The 18757-nt window shown below is 61.5% G+C and carries 14 protein-coding genes; 2 read left to right on the top strand and 12 right to left on the bottom strand.

Annotated elements, in window-relative coordinates:
• Nucleotides 1-21: 21 nt before the first annotated feature.
• The 12 genes from R3355_RS16870 to leuC form a co-directional block, all read right to left on the bottom strand.
• On the bottom strand, nt 22-576 hold the full coding sequence (locus R3355_RS16870; RefSeq protein WP_318947789.1) for a CvpA family protein: 555 nt from the start codon (nt 574-576) through the stop codon (nt 22-24).
• A gap of 224 nt (nt 577-800) precedes the next feature.
• On the bottom strand, nt 801-1397 hold the full coding sequence (locus tag R3355_RS16865; protein WP_318962218.1) for an SPOR domain-containing protein: 597 nt from the start codon (nt 1395-1397) through the stop codon (nt 801-803).
• Entirely contained in the window at nt 1381-2688 is a 1308-nt protein-coding gene (gene folC, locus R3355_RS16860) for a bifunctional tetrahydrofolate synthase/dihydrofolate synthase (RefSeq protein ID WP_318962217.1), read from the bottom strand. Before folC ends, R3355_RS16865 begins: the two co-directional genes overlap by 17 nt.
• Complete coding sequence (accD, locus tag R3355_RS16855) at nt 2685-3575, bottom strand: acetyl-CoA carboxylase, carboxyltransferase subunit beta (protein WP_318962216.1); 891 nt, start codon at nt 3573-3575, stop codon at nt 2685-2687. The genes folC and accD overlap by 4 nt, the downstream gene beginning before the upstream one ends.
• 194 nt (nt 3576-3769) lie before the next feature.
• Nucleotides 3770-4390 carry a phosphoribosylanthranilate isomerase gene (locus R3355_RS16850; protein WP_318947796.1) on the bottom strand — a complete coding sequence of 207 codons (621 nt, stop codon included), beginning with the start codon at nt 4388-4390 and terminating at the stop codon, nt 3770-3772.
• Between the two features lie 45 nt (nt 4391-4435).
• Nucleotides 4436-5302 carry a tRNA pseudouridine(38-40) synthase TruA gene (gene truA / locus R3355_RS16845; protein ID WP_318962215.1) on the bottom strand — a complete coding sequence of 289 codons (867 nt, stop codon included), beginning with the start codon at nt 5300-5302 and terminating at the stop codon, nt 4436-4438.
• 3 nt (nt 5303-5305) lie between these two features.
• Complete coding sequence (locus R3355_RS16840) at nt 5306-8098, bottom strand: FimV/HubP family polar landmark protein (protein ID WP_318962213.1); 2793 nt, start codon at nt 8096-8098, stop codon at nt 5306-5308.
• Between the two features lie 155 nt (nt 8099-8253).
• A complete protein-coding gene (locus R3355_RS16835; protein ID WP_318962305.1) occupies nt 8254-9264 on the bottom strand; it encodes an aspartate-semialdehyde dehydrogenase in 1011 nt (336 codons plus the stop codon).
• A 161-nt stretch (nt 9265-9425) separates the two neighbouring features.
• Nucleotides 9426-10538, bottom strand: a complete 1113-nt coding sequence (asd, locus tag R3355_RS16830) for an aspartate-semialdehyde dehydrogenase (RefSeq protein WP_318962211.1) — start codon at nt 10536-10538, stop codon at nt 9426-9428.
• 55 nt (nt 10539-10593) lie between these two features.
• Complete coding sequence (gene leuB / locus R3355_RS16825) at nt 10594-11676, bottom strand: 3-isopropylmalate dehydrogenase (RefSeq protein ID WP_318962210.1); 1083 nt, start codon at nt 11674-11676, stop codon at nt 10594-10596.
• Between the two features lie 71 nt (nt 11677-11747).
• Nucleotides 11748-12395, bottom strand: a complete 648-nt coding sequence (leuD, locus tag R3355_RS16820) for a 3-isopropylmalate dehydratase small subunit (RefSeq protein ID WP_318962209.1) — start codon at nt 12393-12395, stop codon at nt 11748-11750.
• 11 nt (nt 12396-12406) lie between these two features.
• Nucleotides 12407-13834: a 3-isopropylmalate dehydratase large subunit gene (leuC, locus tag R3355_RS16815; RefSeq protein WP_318962208.1), complete on the bottom strand. Its 1428-nt coding sequence runs from the start codon at nt 13832-13834 to the stop codon at nt 12407-12409.
• 179 nt (nt 13835-14013) lie between these two features.
• Here leuC and R3355_RS16810 point away from each other — a divergent pair, with 179 nt between their 5' ends.
• Both R3355_RS16810 and R3355_RS16805 read left to right on the top strand, forming a co-directional pair.
• The gene (locus R3355_RS16810; protein ID WP_318962207.1) at nt 14014-14919 is read left to right on the top strand and encodes a LysR family transcriptional regulator; all 906 of its coding nucleotides are present in this window, start codon (nt 14014-14016) and stop codon (nt 14917-14919) included.
• 94 nt (nt 14920-15013) lie between these two features.
• On the top strand, nt 15014-18691 hold the full coding sequence (locus R3355_RS16805) for a PAS domain S-box protein (RefSeq protein ID WP_318962206.1): 3678 nt from the start codon (nt 15014-15016) through the stop codon (nt 18689-18691).
• The last annotated feature ends 66 nt before the right edge of the window (nt 18692-18757 follow it).

Here is an 18757-nt window from a genome sequence, read left to right as displayed (position 1 = left end):
ACAGGCTAATTCCGAATGCGGTTAAGGCAGTTTATGCTGCATCAGCGCTTCTTTGAACGGCAGCTCAGCAGGTGCGCTGATGCCGCTGGCAAGCCACTGGCTGGACACCCCAAGAATGAGGTTCTTCGACCAGTCCGCGACCATTAAAAAATGCGGCAACAGCGTCGATTGCCGCCACCATGGATCCTGCTGCACCGGCGCCAGGCTGAGCAGCCCGACCAGCACGACGACCAGCAAGCCACCACGGGCGGCCCCGAAAACCATGCCGAGCAAGCGATCGGTGCCGGAAAGTCCGGTGACACGGATCAGTTCGCCGATCAGGTAATTGACCAGCGCGCCAACCAGCAAGGTGACGATGAAGAGCAAGGCGCAGGCCGCTATCACCCGCGCCGAAGGGGTTTCGATCCATTCGCCGAGGTGCTCGGACAACGCGCCACCAAACATCCAGGCAACCACACCGGCAATGATCCAGGTGAGCAAGGACAGGGCTTCCTTGACGAAACCACGGCTCAAACTGATCAAGCTCGATACGGCGATGATGGCGATAATCGCCCAATCGACCCAAGTGAATGCCACGATGCAGATTACCTACTGAAAAGGCGCTGCATTTTAACAGAGCCCCTCGCATGGGGTAAGTAAAGGATTATCAGACCTCAGGAAAATTACCGTGCGCGGTGCACGCCAGCCTTCAGAGGGTGTAAAAAACCCGTCTACGGCAACGGGTCTGTATATTTTTCACACCCCCGAATTGCGCATTGCGCGCGCACCGGAGCGCCACTCGGCGATGGCGCGGCAGTGGGCTAACCGCGTTCTGGCTGAAAGCGCACGACAAAGCCGCTGAGCTTGTGCTGTCGATTCAACTGCTCACGCAAGCGATTGGCTTCGGTTCGCTCGATCACGGGCCCGACGAACACTCGGTTCATCCCGTCCACGCTACGGATATAGGCGTTATAGCCTTGACTACGCAGGGTTTTCTGCAGAGTTTCCGCACCCGTGCGACTGGACAGACTGGCCAACTGCACCGACCAACTAACCGGCAAGCTGTTGGCATCCAGGCGGCTGGCAGGAGCTTGTGTCGGAGCACTGTCTGGTGCAGGGGCCGCTACCACCGGTTCAGGCTCTGGCTCTGGCTCTGGTGCCGGCGCCGCTTCCGCCGGGGCCGGGGCCTCGGCAATGGGCTGCAACTCCTCGGGCAACTCCTGCGGTTCTGGCACGACTACGGGCTGCATTTCAATCTGCGGCATGGCCGGAGCCTTCGGCATCGCAGGCGCATCGACCACCACACGACGCAACTCGTCTTCACGCGACAACAGCATGGGCAGAAAAATCACCGCCAAGGCCACCAACACCAAGGCACCGACAATGCGCTGTCTCAATACTTTATCCAGCAAAGCCATCCTGCCCCTCCCCCTTGGCATGGCGGGCCAGCCAGTCCAGGGCCTCGGCCACGCAGTAAAAAGACCCAAACAGCAGTACTTCATCGCCTGCCGCCGCCCGCGTACATTGTGCCTGCAACGCCGCCTGCACATCGGCATGGGCCGTCACCTGCGCGCCACAATTGTGCAAATACGCCTGCAGCTCGCCGGCCGGGCGGGTGCGACTGGTCGGCAGCGGCGCCACAGCCCAATCCACGACCTCATCGAGCAAGGGCGTTACCACTCCAACCAAGTCCTTGTCGGCCAGCAGACCGAACACCGCCCAGCGCTTGCCGGCCAGCGGCCTGCCAGACAAGCGCTGCGCCAAATACTCGGCCGCGTGGGGATTATGCCCAACATCCAGCAACAGCGTGAGTGGCTTACCCTGCCAAGTCAGCGTTCTGCGATCCAGGCGACCGGTTACCCGAGTACTCGACAAGGCACTGACGATTCGCTCAGGCTGCCAGGGCAGATCGAGCAAGGCATAGGCTTGCAGCGCCAACGCGGCATTTTCCATCGGCAGATCGAGCAGGGGCAAGTGCTGCAGACGCACGACCTCGCCCTTGCCATTCAAGCCAAACCAGGACCAGCCTTGCCCCTCAACATGCAGATCGTAATCGCGGCCGCGCAAAAAAAACGGCGCATCCAGCAGCGCCACTTGGTCCAGCAACGCCTGTGGCGGATCGAGATCTCCGCACAAGGCCGGCTTGCCAGCGCGAAAGATACCGGCCTTTTCGAAGGCTACCGACTCACGGTTGTCGCCCAGCCATTCCGCGTGATCGATGCCGATACTGGTCACCAGGGCCAGATCGGCATCGATCAGGTTGACCGCATCCAGTCGCCCGCCCAGCCCGACCTCCAGCACCACGGCATCCAAGTCTGCACGCTGAAACAACCAGAAAGCTGCCAGGGTACCCATCTCGAAATAGGTCAGGGAAATCTCGCCACGCGCGGCCTCAACAGCCGTGAATGCCTGGCAAAGCTCGGCATCGCCGGCCTCGGCACCGGCGATCTGCACCCGCTCGTTGTAACGCAGCAGGTGGGGTGAGCTGTACACCCCGACCTTGAGCCCCTGCTCCCGCAGCAAGGCGGCGAGAAACGCACAGGTCGACCCCTTGCCATTGGTGCCGGTGACCGTAATCACCCGCGGCGCGGGCCTGGACAAACCCAAACGCTGCGCCACCACCCTGGAGCGCTCCAGCCCCATATCAATGGCGCTTGGATGCAATTTTTCCAGGTACGCCAACCAATCGGCCAGAGAGCGTTCGGTCATACAGTGACCGGCAACGCATCAGCAACGGGCGACGGCCGCCCCATAAACTGAGCCAGCAGTCTGGCCAGGCGTGGACGCAACTCTTCGCGATGAATGATCATGTCGATGGCACCGTGCTCGATGAGGAACTCGCTACGCTGGAAACCTTCCGGGAGCTTTTCACGCACCGTCTGCTCGATAACGCGCGGACCGGCAAAACCGATAAGCGCCTTGGGTTCGGCAACGATGACATCACCGAGCATGGCCAGGCTCGCGGAAACGCCACCATAAACCGGGTCGGTCAACACCGAGATAAACGGAATACCTTCTTCACGCAGACGCGCCAGTACCGCAGACGTCTTGGCCATTTGCATCAGGGATATCAGCGCCTCCTGCATGCGCGCACCGCCCGAAGCGGAGAAGCACACAAACGGACAACGCTGCTCCAGCGCCACGTTAGCCGCACGCACAAAACGCTCACCAACGATCGCCCCCATCGAACCGCCCATAAAGGAGAACTCGAAGGCACAGGCCACCACGGGCATCGACTCAAGCGTCCCGCGCATGGCAATCAGCGCGTCTTTTTCGCCGGTCTGCTTCTGCGCGCCAGCCAGGCGGTCCTTGTACTTCTTGCTATCACGGAACTTCAGGCGATCAACCGGCTCCAGTTCCGCGCCGATTTCTTCGCGGCCTTCGGCATCGAGGAAGATGTCCAGGCGCGCACGTGCGTTGATGCGCATGTGGTGGTTGCACTTGGGGCAGACATCCAGAGTCTTCTCCAGCTCAGGCTTGTACAGCACCGCATCACAGGAAGGACATTTGTGCCAGAGGCCTTCGGGCACCGAACTCTTCTTGACTTCGGACCGCATGATCGATGGGATCAGTTTGTCTACCAACCAGTTGCTCATGCTCTTGATTCTCCAAAACTGTGGGCTCGAACAGGCGTCTGGCACAGGGCCTTGCCGGCACATCCAAGCAAATTCACGAGGACAGTCTCAATAGGGGCTGTCCGCCACCTTGGCCTCGACTGCCAAAGGCGGTCACTGCATCAGGGTTATGGACGGCCAAGTCTGCAGAGCCGTCACATCGCACGAGCATTGACTCAGGCACTCCTGACTGCACGGACGAACGCATGAATCTTGTCACTGTCCTTCAAACCCTTGCTCGCCTCGACGCCTCCACTGACATCCACCGCATAGGGCTGCACCCGCTCGATAGCAACGCGCACGTTCTCCGGCGTCAAGCCTCCCGCCAGAATGATCGGGACAGACAAACCCTGCGGCACCAATGACCAGTCGAACGCCTCACCAGTCCCGCCCGGCACGCCCGGCACGAAAGTGTCCAGCAAAACACCTGAGGCAGAGCCGTACAAGCCTATCTGCGCGGCAATGTCGTCACCCGGCCTGACCCGCAACGCCTTGATATAGGGCCGGCGAAAGCCCTCACAGGCGGCCGGAGACTCATCGCCATGGAACTGCAACAGATCAAGCGGCAACACATCGAGAATTGCGTTCAACTCGCTGCGCTCGCAATCGACGAAAAGACCCACAGTGGTCACGAACGGCGGTAACGCCGCCAATATCACCTGCGCCTGCTGCACAGTTACGGCTCGCGGACTCTTGGCATAAAACACCAGGCCAATAGCGTCGGCACCGGCGTCAACAGCAGCCAATGCGTCTTCCAAGCGGGTAATTCCACAGATCTTGCTGCGAACGACTGACAACGGGCGAATACCCCCAATAAAGAATCGATGGTAGCAAATGAATGTCTAGACGTCTGCCGCCACGTCCGGCAGCCCCGAGAGGAAGTGCGGACCGAGATACCGCATAGGCAGATCGAACTCCTGCGGGTAGTCGACTTGCACCAGATACAACCCGTATGGGTGCGCGGTCACCCCACCCGTACGGCGAACTCCGGTTTCCAGCACCGCACGCGCCCACTCCACCGGCTGCTCGCCGGCGCCGATGGTCATCAGCACTCCGGCAATATTGCGCACCATGTGATGGAGGAACGCATTGGCCCGAATATCCAGAACGATAAAGCGACCATGCTCGATCAACTTCAGATGGTGCACCGTCTTGATCGGCGACTTGGCCTGGCACTGACGCGCCCGAAAGGCACTGAAGTCATGCGTACCGACAAAGGCTTGAGCCGCTTCGCGCATGCGCTCGATATCCAGTGGCCGATGATTCCAGGTCACCTCCTCGGCCATGTGCGCCGGGCGAATCTGGTCACTGTAGATCACATAGCGGTAACGCCTGGCCATGGCACAGAAGCGCGCATCGAAGTGCGCCGGCATCAGCTTGGCCCACACCACACTGATATCGGTCGGCAGGTTCCTGTTGGCACCCATGACCCAGGCGAGCATCGAGCGCTCGACCGGCGTATCGAAATGCACCACCTGAGCACTGGCGTGCACCAGTGCATCGGTGCGCCCGGCACAGCTCAAGGTAACCGGAGCGCCACCAGCCACTTTCGACAGGGCTTTTTCCAGGGATCCCTGGACCGTCGGCACGCCGGTACGCTGACGCTGAAAGCCATGGTAACGCGAGCCTCGGTATTCGACCCCGAGGGCGATTCTGTAAATGCCAACGGCAGCCAATTCGGCTGCCGCAGCGGGTATTGCATCAGACATGGATCAAACCAAGTTAGCGATCAGCTCGCGCGCTTCCTGCTGCTGATCATCGTTACCTTCGGCGATTACTTCATCGAGGATGTCACGCGCACCCTCGGCATCGCCCATATCGATATAGGCGCGCGCAAGGTCCAGCTTGGTCGCGGTTTCATCGGTCCCCGAAAGGAAGTCGAAATCATCGTCGCCATCCAGATCCGCCCCTTGCAGCGCAGCAACAGGTGCAGCGACAGGCGCCGGCTGATCCAGACTCTCCGACAACTGATCCAGCTCCGCGGTCACTTCATCGAGCTGGGCAGCGAAACTATCACTGCCAGGCTCTGCCGGAGCCTCATCGCTTAGCGACAGATCGAAATCGTCGGACAGGTCGAAATCGCCCCCCTCGGACTCACCCGGCAGGTCGAGACTCAACCCGGCCAGCTCATCTGCAGTGGACTCGACTGCCGGCTCGTCGTCCAGGCTCAACAGAAACTCATCGGTTTCGCTTTCGGCTTCGGTCGACTTGCTTTCGCTGTCCAGATCCAGGCTGAAACCCGCCAGATCCTCACCCAGTTCAAGGCTGTCGGCGGGCTCATCGTCAAGGCTCAGATCGAACTCCATTTCATCGTCTTTGTCCGCAACCGACTCGGCCGGAGCAGTCAGATCCAGGTCACTATCCAACGACAGGCTGTCCAGGTCGGCCAGCGCAGCATCGGCAGGCGGAGCATTCAGGTCACGCTCGAGGTCGGCATCAAGGTCGGACTCAAGATCATCCAGACTCAGATCGAAGGCATCATCCAGATCACCTGCCGCAGCAGCCGGCTGGCCAGGGTCATCCAGGGTCAGATCATCCAGGCTGAAGCTGGAAAAATCATCATCGGCCAAGGTAGCGGCAGCCACTCCAGCGCCGGCCAAAGCCGCTATTGCCGGATACTTGCCTTTCAATTGCTCGACCTCGGCGGAGGCACCACCAATTTCACCCAATTCGCTTTCCTGGCGGGCGAAGCCTTCACGGTCGCCCAGTTCGGCGTAAACCTCCATCAGTTTGAGCCGCAGGTCACTGCGTTGCGGTTCATCGTTGATGGCATTCTGCAACAACTCGGCAGCCTGATTGAAACGACCATAGGCGATATAGATGTCTGCCTCGCCCAGCGCATCGCTGGTCTGCGCAATCACACGCTCTTCCCCTGGCTCAGCGGTAGCCGGGCTGTCGAGGATGTCATCGGGAAAACTGTCGGCCGGCAACTCCATATCGCTATCAAGATTATTGTCACGGTTCTCGGCAGCCAGGCTTTCGTGCAACTCGGCTTCCTTCAATGCGTTGCGACGCGACAGCATCATCAACCCGATCAACAGCACCAGCAACGCGCCGCCTCCGGCAAGCCCCAGGAGCATGGGGTTGGCAAGCAGATCATCGAGAGTACTGAGCTGTGGCGGCTGCTCAACTGGTTTTGCCGGAGTAACCGGAGCTGCGGCCTTGGCCACCGGAGCTGGCGGCGCCTCGGCGACGGGCGGCGCTGCAGGCTCAACGGCTACAGCCGGCTGAGCGACCGGCTGCTGGGGCTCAGCCTCAGCCTCTGTAGCCGCGGGCTCCTCGCTGTAATTGAAGTCCGGGGCTTCTACTGGGACAACCGGCGCAGTAACTGGCGCTGCTGGCACTGCCGCTACGGCTGGGGTTTCCAAGGCAGGCGCCTGCCCTTGCGCGGCGAGATCCGCCTGCAGCTTGGCCAGCTGATCATCTTTCAGTTGAATCAAACGCTGCAATTTATCGAGCTGACCCTGCAGGTCGCCCATGCGCCCTTTCAGCTCTTCGTTCTCGCGGCGGGTGGAATCCAGACCTTCCTGGGTCACCGCCAGCTTGTCGGTCAGCGCCTTGCTGTCGGCGGCACCTGCCTCACTGCCACTGGCGGCCTTGCCGGTATCGGCGGCGACCAGTTTTAGGCTGTCCTGAGCTTTTGCCTCGGCCGGTGCCGCGCCAGCGACACTGCGCCTGGTTGCATCCAGCTGGCGGGCGCCGGTAGCGACATTACGTCTCTCGCGCCAGGCCGCATTCTGTTCGGCGACCTGGGCCACGGCTTCGGCCTGGGCACGACTGCCTATCTGCTGCTCTTGAGGCAGACGCAACACCTGGCCGTTCTTCAGGCGATTGATATTGCCGCCAATAAAGGCGTCAGGATTCAGATCCTGAATGGCCAGCATGGTTTGCTGCACGCTGCCTCCACCGCGCACACGCTGGGCGATCTCCCAGAGAGTGTCATTGGCAGTGGTCTTGTATTCGTCGCCTTGCAAGGTGCTTGGCGCAGCGACAGGCGCACTGGATTGCGGGGCTGCACGCTGAACGGGAGCACTGGCTTGTGCGCGTGGTGCCGGAGCAGCTACCGGTAGTTGTGGCGCAGCCGCGGCAGCGGTTTGCGGCGAGTAAAGGGGCGGATCGAGCAGCAGCGTGTACTCGCGCAACAGACGGCCATTGGGCCACAGCACCTCGACCAGGAAGTTCAGATAAGGCTCACGCACCGGCTTGCTCGAGGTCACGCGGATGACGCTCTTGCCGTTAGGCTTGAGTACCGGGGTGAACTTGAGGTCGGTCAGAAAGTACTGGCGATCGACCCCGGCCCTGGTGAACTCTTCAGGGGATGCCAGGTTCGGCAGCAACTCATTGGAAGCCAGGTCGCGCACCTCCAACAATTCGATCTCAGCCACCAACGGCTGATTCAGCGCCGACTGCAGGGTCACTTCACCCAGCCCCAGCGCGTGCGCCATACCGGAGGACAGTGCCGAAGCAGCTGCGATTGCCAGCACCAGTTTGCGAACCCGAACCATAGCGTTTTCCCTTGTTTTATCTTTTTTTCTCGATATCCGAGAGGGTCTTGATAGCTGCTGCCTGCATCCACCCGAAGGTGGTTCCCCATTCAGCAATCAACTCAGCCAATGTTGCCAAGCTCGAAAGATTATTCAGATTTCCAGCTAAGTATCTTTTACAGATAGTGTTTTATCAATAACTCAGCCAATTGCACAGCGTTCAAGGCAGCGCCTTTCCTCACATTATCAGACGCAATCCACAAATTGAGTTCAGTGGGGTCATTCTGCCCACCCCGAACGCGGCCTACATACACCACATCCTGACCCACCGCATCGCCCACAGCCGTCGGATAATCGCCCGGCTCGATGTACTCCAGGGCGGTGGATGCCTGCAAAGCCGTACAAATCGCCGGCAGATCGACAGCAGCATCTGCCTGCAGCGACACACTGAGGCTGTCGCCAAAAAACACAGGCGCCTGAATACAGGTTGCCGAAACCTTTAACTGCGGCCGAGCAAACAACTCCTTGAGCTCACTGGCCAGGCGCTTTTCCAGCATCCCATGGCCGTCGCTATCCGGCACATCCACTTGAGCGAGCAGATTAAAGGCAACCTGGCGGCCGAACAACTGTGGCTCGAATGAACGACCGTTAAGCAGCTCGGCGGTTTGCCGCGCCAACTCGGACACGCCTTCACGTCCGCGACTGGAAACAGCCAAACACGCGGTAACCGCCACACGCAGCACATTGATCTGCTCGCGCAGAGCGGCCAGCACCACCGCCACGGCAATCGCCGAGGGGCTCGGACTGGTCAATTGATAGGGTGCGCCGAGCGTTTTCAAAACCTCGGAATTCACTTCAGGCACAATCCGAGGCGCCTGCTCGGCCGGCAAAGCGGCGGCCAGATCGATCAGCGAACAACCGGCCGCATGTGCCTTGGGTGCATAGCTACGGGTAATCGCCTCACTGGCGGCAAAGAAAACCAGGCCGACGCTGGAGAAATCGAAAGACTCCAGGGTCCGCACCCGCAGATTCTTGCCCTTGAACGACAGCGAACGCCCGGCCGACTCGCCGCTGGCCAGCAGGTGCAGATTGGCCACGGGGAAATCGCGCTCTTCGAGCAGTTGCACGAGGGTTTCGCCAACACTGCCGGTGGCGCCGATCACGGCAATATCAAAGGTACGGGTCATGGACAGGCTTCTGACGGAATAAGCACCGCACTGTATAGCGCAGCCCCACAAATGCAAAGGAGCCAGCTGTGCCGATGATCGCTCAACATCTCGATCATCGACACCACTCGCTCCTATTCATTCCAGCGGGGCACGCTCAGGCAAAACTCACGGCGACGTTATCAACGCTCCAACAGAATCCGCAGCATACGGCGCAGCGGTTCGGCGGCGCCCCACAGCAGCTGGTCACCGACAGTGAAGGCGCCCAGGTATTGCGAGCCCATGTTCAGCTTGCGCAAACGCCCGACCGGCACGCTCAGGGTGCCGGTGACGGCAGTTGGCCCAAGATCACGGATACTGGCTTCACGCTGATTCGGCACCAATTTGACCCAGGGATTGTGCTGGCTGATCAGACCTTCGATGTCGGACAGCGGCACGTCCTTGTTCAGTTTGATGGTCAACGCCTGACTGTGGCAGCGCATGGCGCCGATGCGCACACAGAGACCGTCCACTGGAATCGGGTTCTTGAAGCGACCGAGGATCTTGTTGGTCTCGGCCTGGGCTTTCCACTCTTCGCGGCTCTGACCGTTGGGCAGTTCCTTGTCGATATAGGGAATCAGGCTGCCAGCCAAGGGCACGCCGAAGTTGTCCACCGGAAAGGACTCGCTGCGCATGGCCTCGGCCACCTTGCGATCGATATCCAGAATGGCACTGGCCGGGTTCGCCAGGTCGTCGGCAACCGAGGCATTGATCGCGCCCATCTGCTTGATCAGCTCGCGCATGTTCTGCGCGCCGGCACCGCTCGCCGCCTGGTAGGTCATGGCGCTCATCCACTCGACCAGACCGGCTTCGTACAGACCGCCCAGAGCCATCAGCATCAGGCTGACGGTGCAGTTGCCGCCGATATAGTTCTTGGTGCCTGCATCCAGTTGCTGGTCGATCACCTTGCGGTTGACCGGATCGAGCACGATCACCGCGTCATCGACCATGCGCAGCGAGGACGCGGCGTCGATCCAGTAACCCTTCCAGCCGGCCTCGCGCAGTTTGGGGAAGACTTCGCTGGTGTAGTCGCCACCCTGACAGGTGAGAATCACATCCAGGCCCTTCAGCTCGTCGATGCTGTAGGCATCCTTCAGCGGGGCGATGTCCTTGCCGATGGCCGGCCCCTGACCGCCAACATTGGAGGTGGTGAAGAACACCGGTTCGATCAAGTCGAAATCCTGCTCTTCCAGCATGCGCTGCATCAGCACGGAACCGACCATGCCACGCCAACCGATCAGACCTACACGTTTCATAACCACTACACCTATATGAACAGACCGCCGGAAACTTTCCGGAGAACCTGGAAGATTACAGACTACGCAACGCCTCGACTACCGCATCACCCATGGCGGCGGTGCCGACCTTGGTCGTACCGACGGAATGGATGTCGCCGGTGCGCAGGCCCTGATCCAGCACCTTGCTGACCGCCTGCTCGATGGCAGCGGCGGCCTGGCTCTGGCTGAAGCTGTAGCGCAGCATCATCGAGACCGAAAGAATGGTCGCCAGCGGGTTGGCAATGCCCTGCCCGGCGATGTCCGGCGCCGAACCATGGCATGGCTCGTACATGCCCTTGTTGTTGGCATCCAGCGAAGCAGACGGCAGCATGCCGATAGAACCGGTGAGCATGGAAGCCTCATCCGACAGAATGTCGCCAAACATGTTGTCGGTGACCATTACATCGAACTGCTTGGGCGCGCGTACCAACTGCATCGCCGCGTTATCCACGTACATGTGGCTGAGCTCGACATCCGGGTAATCCTGGGCCACTTCCTCGACCACGGTGCGCCACAGCTGGCTGGAGGCCAGCACGTTGGCCTTGTCCACCGAGCAGAGCTTCTTGTCGCGGACACGGGCCATGTCGAAACCGACCCGGGCGATACGGCGGATCTCGCTTTCGCTGTACGGCAGGGTGTCGAAGGCCATGCGCTCGCCATTTTCCAGCACGCGCGATTCACGCGGACTGCCGAAATAGATGCCGCCGGTCAGTTCACGCACGATCAGGATATTCAGACCGGCGACCACTTCCGGCTTGAGCGACGAGGCATCGGCCAGCTGCGGGTAGAGGATGGCCGGACGCAGGTTGGCGAACAGACCCAGCTGCGAACGGATCTTCAGCAGGCCGCGCTCAGGGCGCAGGGCCGGATCGATGGCATCCCACTGGGGGCCACCCACCGCACCGAGCAGAATCGCATCGGCGGCGCGGGCGCGCGCCAGGGTCTCGTCGGCCAGCGGCACGCCGTATTGCTCATAGGCGGCGCCGCCCAGCTGATCGAACGACAGCTCGAGCCCAAGGTCGAACTTCTCGTTCGCCAGCTGCAGCACCTTGACCGCCTCGGCCATGATTTCCGGACCGATACCGTCGCCGGGCAGAATCAGAATCTGTTTGCTCATCTTGTCCTCAATGCGCCGTAGGGTGCGCCGTGCGCACCAGACCTTTTATTCAATGGTGCGCACAGCGCACCCTACTTGACCGAGCCGAACAGCCAGGGGCTGCGCTGCTGGTAATCGACTTCGAAGGCCTTGATCGCCTCGGCACCCTGCAGAGTCAGGCCGATATCGTCCAGACCGTTGAGCAGGCAATGCTTGCGGAAGGCATCCACCTCGAAGCCGTATTGCTTGCCGTCCGGGCGGGTCACGGTCTGCGCCGCCAGGTCGACGGTCAGTTGGTAGCCTTCGCTGGCTTCGCTCTGCTGGAACAGCTCATCGACATCGTTTTCGTCGAGGACGATCGGCAACAGGCCGTTCTTGAAGCTGTTGTTGTAGAAAATGTCAGCAAAGCTCGGCGCGATGATCGCGCGGAAGCCGTACTCTTCCAGCGCCCAGGGCGCGTGTTCGCGACTGGAGCCGCAACCGAAGTTCTCCCGTGCCAGCAGCACACTGGCGCCCTGATAACGCGGCGCGTTCAACACGAAATCGTGATTGAGCGGACGCTTGGAGCTGTCCTGGTTGGGCTGACCGATATCCAGGTAGCGCCATTCGTCGAACAGATTGGGGCCGAAGCCACTGCGCTTGATCGACTTGAGGAACTGCTTGGGAATGATCTGATCGGTGTCGACGTTGGCGCGATCCAAAGGAGCGACCAGGCCGGTGTGTTGGGTAAAGGCTCTCATCTTCGCTCTCCTTAAGGCCGGGTCAATTCGCGTACGTCGATAAAGTGACCGGTCACCGCCGCTGCCGCCGCCATGGCCGGACTGACCAGGTGGGTACGGCCACCGGCGCCCTGACGCCCTTCGAAGTTGCGGTTGGAGGTGGAGGCACAATGCTCGCCACTGCCGAGTTTGTCCGGGTTCATCGCCAGGCACATGGAGCAGCCCGGCTCACGCCATTCGAAGCCGGCTTCGACAAAAATCTTGTCCAAGCCTTCCGCCTCGGCCTGGGCTTTAACCAAGCCCGAGCCCGGCACCACCATGGCCTGCTTGATGGTCGATGCGACCTTGCGGCCCTTGGCCACGGCTGCAGCGGCGCGCAGGTCTTCGATCCGCGAGTTGGTGCAGGAGCCGATAAACACACGATCCAGCTGGATATCGGTGATCGCCTGATTGGCACTCAGGCCCATGTACTTGAGGGCCCGCACGATGGAATCGCGTTTGACCGGATCGGCCTCGACCGCCGGATCCGGCACGCGCTGATCGACGGCCAGGACCATTTCCGGCGACGTGCCCCAACTGACTTGCGGCTTGATGTCTTCGGCACGCAACTCGACGATTTTATCGAAATGCGCGTCGGCGTCGGACACCAGGTCTTGCCACTGCGCGACCGCCTTGTCCCAATCCGCGCCCCTGGGGGCGAACGGACGGCCTTCGACATAGGCGATGGTCTTCTCATCCACCGCCACCAGACCGACCCGGGCGCCCGCCTCTATCGACATGTTGCAGATGGTCATGCGCCCTTCCAGCGACAGCTCGCGGATCGCGCTGCCGGCAAACTCCAGGGCATGGCCATTGCCACCGGCGGTACCGATCTTGCCGATCACCGCGAGGACGATGTCCTTGGCCGTCACGCCGAAAGGCAACTGGCCCTCCACGCGAACCTGCATGTTCTTCATCTTCTTCGCCACCAGGCATTGGGTGGCGAGCACATGCTCGACCTCGGAGGTGCCGATGCCGTGGGCCAGCGCACCGAAGGCGCCGTGGGTCGAGGTGTGGGAGTCGCCGCAGACCACGGTCATGCCCGGCAAGGTCGCACCCTGCTCCGGGCCGACCACATGGACGATACCCTGGCGCACGTCGTTCATCTTGAATTCGAGAATACCGAAGTCGTCGCAGTTCTCGTCGAGGGTCTGCACCTGAAGGCGCGAGACCTCATCGGCGATGGACTCCAGACCGCCCTGACGCTCGGCCTTGGTGGTCGGCACGTTGTGATCCGGGGTAGCGATGTTGGCGTCGATGCGCCACGGCTTGCGCCCAGCCAGACGCAGCCCTTCGAAGGCCTGCGGCGAGGTCACTTCGTGAAGGATATGACGGTCGATGTAGATCAGCGACGAACCATCGTCACGGCGCTTCACCTCATGCATTTCCCAGAGCTTGTCGTAGAGCGTTTTGCCGGCCATCAGCGGTTCCCTCATCAGCGTGTTTCTATTCAAGGACGAATAGCCCCTTATTTATAGGGTGATCCTAAGAGCCTGGGTCGAATTACTCAAATTCATATTTTTTATCCAAAGGATTCCTGATAGGAATAGCGGTACGCTACAAGCCTCTATCTTATGGCTTACCGCTGGGAGCTATTGCCATGGATCTCGCCACCCTCAATGCCTTTATCGCCATCGCCGAGCTTGGCAGCTTCTCCGAGGCCGCCGAACGCCTGCACCTGACCCAACCGGCCGTGAGCAAGCGCATTGCCAGCCTGGAACAGCAACTCAATGTACGCCTGTTCGACCGCCTGGGTCGTGAGGTGAGCCTGACCGAGGCCGGCCGCGCCCTGCTGCCGCGCGCTTACCAGATTCTCAATGTGCTGGACGATACCCGCCGCGCCCTGAACAACCTCAGCGGCGAGATCGGCGGACGGCTGACGTTGGCTACCAGCCACCACATAGGCCTGCATCGCTTGCCGCCCTTGCTGCGCGCCTTCACCCGCGCACACCCACAGGTGGCGCTGGACATCCAGTTTCTCGACTCCGAAGTGGCCTACGAAGAAGTCCTGCATGGCCGCGCCGAGCTGGCAGTGATCACCCTGGCCCCGGAAACCCGCGAACCGGTGCATGCGGTAGCGGTGTGGGACGACCCGCTGGATTTTGTCGCCGCGCCCGAGCATCCGCTGGCACGCAGTGGCGTGATCAGCCTGGCCGACGTAGCCCGTCACCCGGCGGTATTTCCCGGCGGCAATACCTTTACCCACCACATCGTGCGGCGCCTGTTCGAAGCCCAGGCGCTGACGCCGAACATCGCCATGAGCACCAATTATCTGGAAACCATCAAGATGATGGTGTCGATCGGCCTGGCCTGGAGCGTACTGCCACGCACCATGCTCGACGAGCAGGTCGCCCGCCTGCCGCTGCCCGGCATCCAGCTGTCGCGGCAGCTCGGCTATATTTCACACACCGAGCGCACCCTGTCGAATGCCGCGCGTGCCTTCATGCAGTTGCTCGATGGCCAACGCGACAGCCTTGCGCTGGCGCCTGCGCAAAGGCTAACGTGAGGCGCATAACGATAACAAAGGGCCCTTTACATGACCCTGCATCACTGTCATCTCATGCCCCGGCATAGCTCACCCCATAACCAAAAGGCCGCCAATGGCCAACGCCAGTGACAATCGGCCACCGCTGCCGCACATCCCTGCCCTGGATCCAGCCGTATTCGAGAAAACCTGGAACGACGCCCCGCGCCTGCTGGCGGCGCTGAACGGCGCTCAACTGGGCGCCTGGTACTGGGATGTGCCAAGCGGCCAGGTCAATTGGTCGCGTGGTGCCCAGGCATTATTCGGCCTGGACCCGACCCGCCCCTTGCGCACCCGGGTCGACTACATCGAACTGATCCCGGAAGAAGACCGCCGCGATGTCCTGCAGATGTTTCAGGCCGTGCTCGACGGTGTGCCGAGCAGCCACGCCCTGCAGCATCGCATTCGCTGGCCGGACGGCAGCCTGCACTGGCTGGAAATCAGCGGCAGCCTGCAGACCGACGCCAGCGGCAAGCAGCAGATGTTCGGCGTTATCCGCGACATCAGCGCCCAACAGCAGCGCGCCCAGGCGCTGCGCAACTCCGAGCAGCGCTTCGCCAATCTGTTCCAGCTCAGCCCGGACGTGATCCTGCTGGTGCGTTTCGCCGACAGCATGATCACCGAGGCCAACCAGCATTTCGCCAGCACCTTCGGCTGGCCGGCAGCCGAGGTCATCGGCCGCTCGACCCTCGAACTGGATCTCTGGGTGCATGACCAGCAGCGCGACTATCTGCGCCGTGCTGCGCCGGACAGCCGCGAGCCGGTGACCCAGGAAGTGCAGATGCGTGCCCGCGACGGCCGCATTCTCGACGGCGTGATGTCCAGCCAATACATCGAACTGGACGGGCAAGCCTTCCTACTCTGCACCTTCCTCGATACCAGCGAACGCAAGCGCGTCGAAGCCGCATTGCGCAGCAGCGAGCAGAAATTCGCCCAGGCGTTTCGTCACACCCCCGATGCGGTGGTAATCACCGACAAGGAAACCGGGCGTTTTATCGAGGTCAACCCGGCTTTCGAACGGCAATTCGGCTGGAAAAGCAGCGAAACCCTGGGACTTACCTCGCTGGAACTGGGTATCTGGGCCGACCCCGATGACCGCCAGCGAATGCTCGATGCATTGCGCCAAGGCAACCTGAACGAGCTGGAAGTGCGCCTGTACAGCCGTGACGGCAGCGTCAGCAACAACCTGTTGTTCGGCGGAGAAATCGAGCTGGACGGGTCTACCTGCCTGGTTCTGACGGTACGTGACATCACTCAGCATCGTGCCCAGGAACAGGCCCTGAAGAACAGTCAGGAACGCCTGAACCTGGCCCTGGAATCTGCCGATCTGGGCACCTGGGACTGGCACATTCCGAGCAACATGCTGTTCGCCTCGCCCCGCGCCTCAACCCTGCACGGCCTGAGCCAGGAGCCCTTTCATGGCGATTTTCACCAATTTTTCAGCCAGGTGCCGCTGGGCGACCGGCGCACCATGCGCCGGACCTACCACGACCTGACGCAAGGTGCCGAACAGGACTATCAAGTCACTTACCGGGCGATCTACGGCAACGGCGAAGTACATTTCCTGGAAAGCACCGCCAAGCTCTACCGCGATGAACAAGGCCAGCCCTTGCGCATGGCCGGCATCCTCATCGACATCAGCGAACGGGTACAGCGCGAACAACGCCTGGCCGCCTCGGAGGAGAAATTCGCCACCCTGTTCCAGGCCAGCCCCGACCCCATCTGCGTGTCGCGCATTCGCGACGGCGTGTTCGTCGAGATCAACGACAGCTTCAGCGCGGCCTTCGGCTGGACGCCAGAGGAAATCGTCGGACGCGCTGGCCCGGAACTCGGCTTCTGGGTCGAGCACGACGAACGCCGGCGCCTGTATGACAAGCTCACCGCGCAGCAGGGCCTGGACAACGAACAGGCCCGTTATCGCACCAAGGCGGGCAATGAACTGACCTGCGTGGTGTCCTGCCGTTTCATCAGAGTCGACCGCCAGCTGTGCATCCTCACCACCTTGCGCGACGTCGGCGAACGCCTGCAAGCCGAGGCCGCGCTCAAGGCCAGCCAGGAAAAGTTTGCCAAGGCCTTCCACTCCAGCCCTGACGCCATCACCATCACCGAACGCGATACGGCCCGCTATATCGAGGTCAACGAAGGCTTCTACCGCCTCACCGGCTATCATGCCGAGGAAGTCATCGGTCACACGGCCCTGGAAATGAATATCTGGGCCGACCCCAGGCAGCGCCTGGAGATGCTCGAAATGCTCCTGCGCGACGGCCGGGTGACACATCGGGAGATGCTCGGCAAGCACCGCGATGGCAGTGTCAAGACGGTGGAGGTCTCGGTCGAGCCGATCGACCTCAACGGCCTCGACTGCCTGCTGCTGACCGCCCGCGACGTCAGCCTGCTGAAGGAAGCGCAGGCGCAGATCCAGCACCTGGCCTACCACGACTCGCTGACCAACCTGCCCAACCGCGCCCTGCTGATGGACCGCCTGACCCAGCAGATCGCCCTGCTCAAGCGCCACGACCTGCGCGGCGCCCTGCTGTTTCTTGACCTCGACCACTTCAAGCACATCAACGACTCGCTCGGCCACCCGATCGGCGATACCGTGCTCAAACTGGTCACCGCCCGCCTGGAAGCCAGCGTACGCCAGGAAGACACGGTCGCCCGCCTCGGCGGCGACGAGTTCGTCATACTGCTCTCCGGCCTCGAAGGCAAACGCTCGGCCGTCACCCGCCAGGCCCGCATGGTTGCCGAAAAACTGCGCATGCTGCTGGCCGAACCCATGCTCATCGACGGCCATCGCCTGCAGGTCACGCCGAGCATCGGCATCGCCCTGATCCCCGACCACGGCGCCACCCCGGCCGACCTGCTGAAGCGCGCCGACATTGCCCTCTATCGCGCCAAGGATTCCGGGCGCAATACCGTCCAGCTGTTCCGTCGGACCATGCAGGAAGCCGCCAGCGAACGTTTACGCCTGGAAAATGACCTGCGCCTGGCCCTGGCACGCGGCGAGTTCGAACTGTACTTCCAGGCCCAGGCCGACGCCCGCTCCGGCCAGATCATCGGCGCCGAGGTACTGTTGCGCTGGCTCCATCCAACCCTGGGCCCGCAGTCGCCGGCGCTGTTTATCCACGTCCTGGAAGAGAGCGGATTGATCCTCGAAGTCGGCGGCTGGGTGCTCGCCGAATCCTGCCATGCCTGCGCGCAACTGCTCGACGAAGGGTTGATCGATACGCAGAACTTCAGCCTGTGCGTCAACATCAGCCCGCGCCAGTTCCGCCACAACGACTTTGTCGAGCGGGTGGAAAGCAGCCTGCGCAGCAGCAACTTGCCCAAACCCATGCTCAAGCTGGAAATCACCGAAGGCATCGTCATCCAGAACATCGAGGACACCATCGCCAAGATGAATCGCCTGAAGAAGCTCGGTGTCAGCTTCGCCATGGACGATTTCGGTACCGGCTATTCCTCGCTGACCTACCTCAAACGCCTGCCGGTGGACCTGCTGAAGATCGACCAATCCTTCGTCCGCGACGCCCCCAATGATGCCAACGATGCGGAGATCATCCGCGCCATCGTCGCCATGGCGCGCAGCCTTGGCCTGGCGATCATAGCCGAAGGGGTCGAACAACCAGAACAGCTGGATTTTCTCCAGCAACAAGGCTGCCACCTGTACCAGGGCTACCTGTTCAGCAAGCCGCTGCCACTGCCCGAGTTCCGCGCACTGCTGGCGCACACCCGGCAGCGCCCGGCGACGTCCTGAAGGGCCGCGCAGCAAAACACCCACACCACGACGCCAGCCGCGCCCTGACCGTCCCGGAGACCCGCC

Source organism: Pseudomonas sp. (assembly GCF_033723075.1).
Taxonomy (GTDB): domain Bacteria; phylum Pseudomonadota; class Gammaproteobacteria; order Pseudomonadales; family Pseudomonadaceae; genus Aquipseudomonas.
Note: the sequence above shows the minus strand (reverse complement) of the source record. Positions and strands in the feature narration are given on the sequence as shown.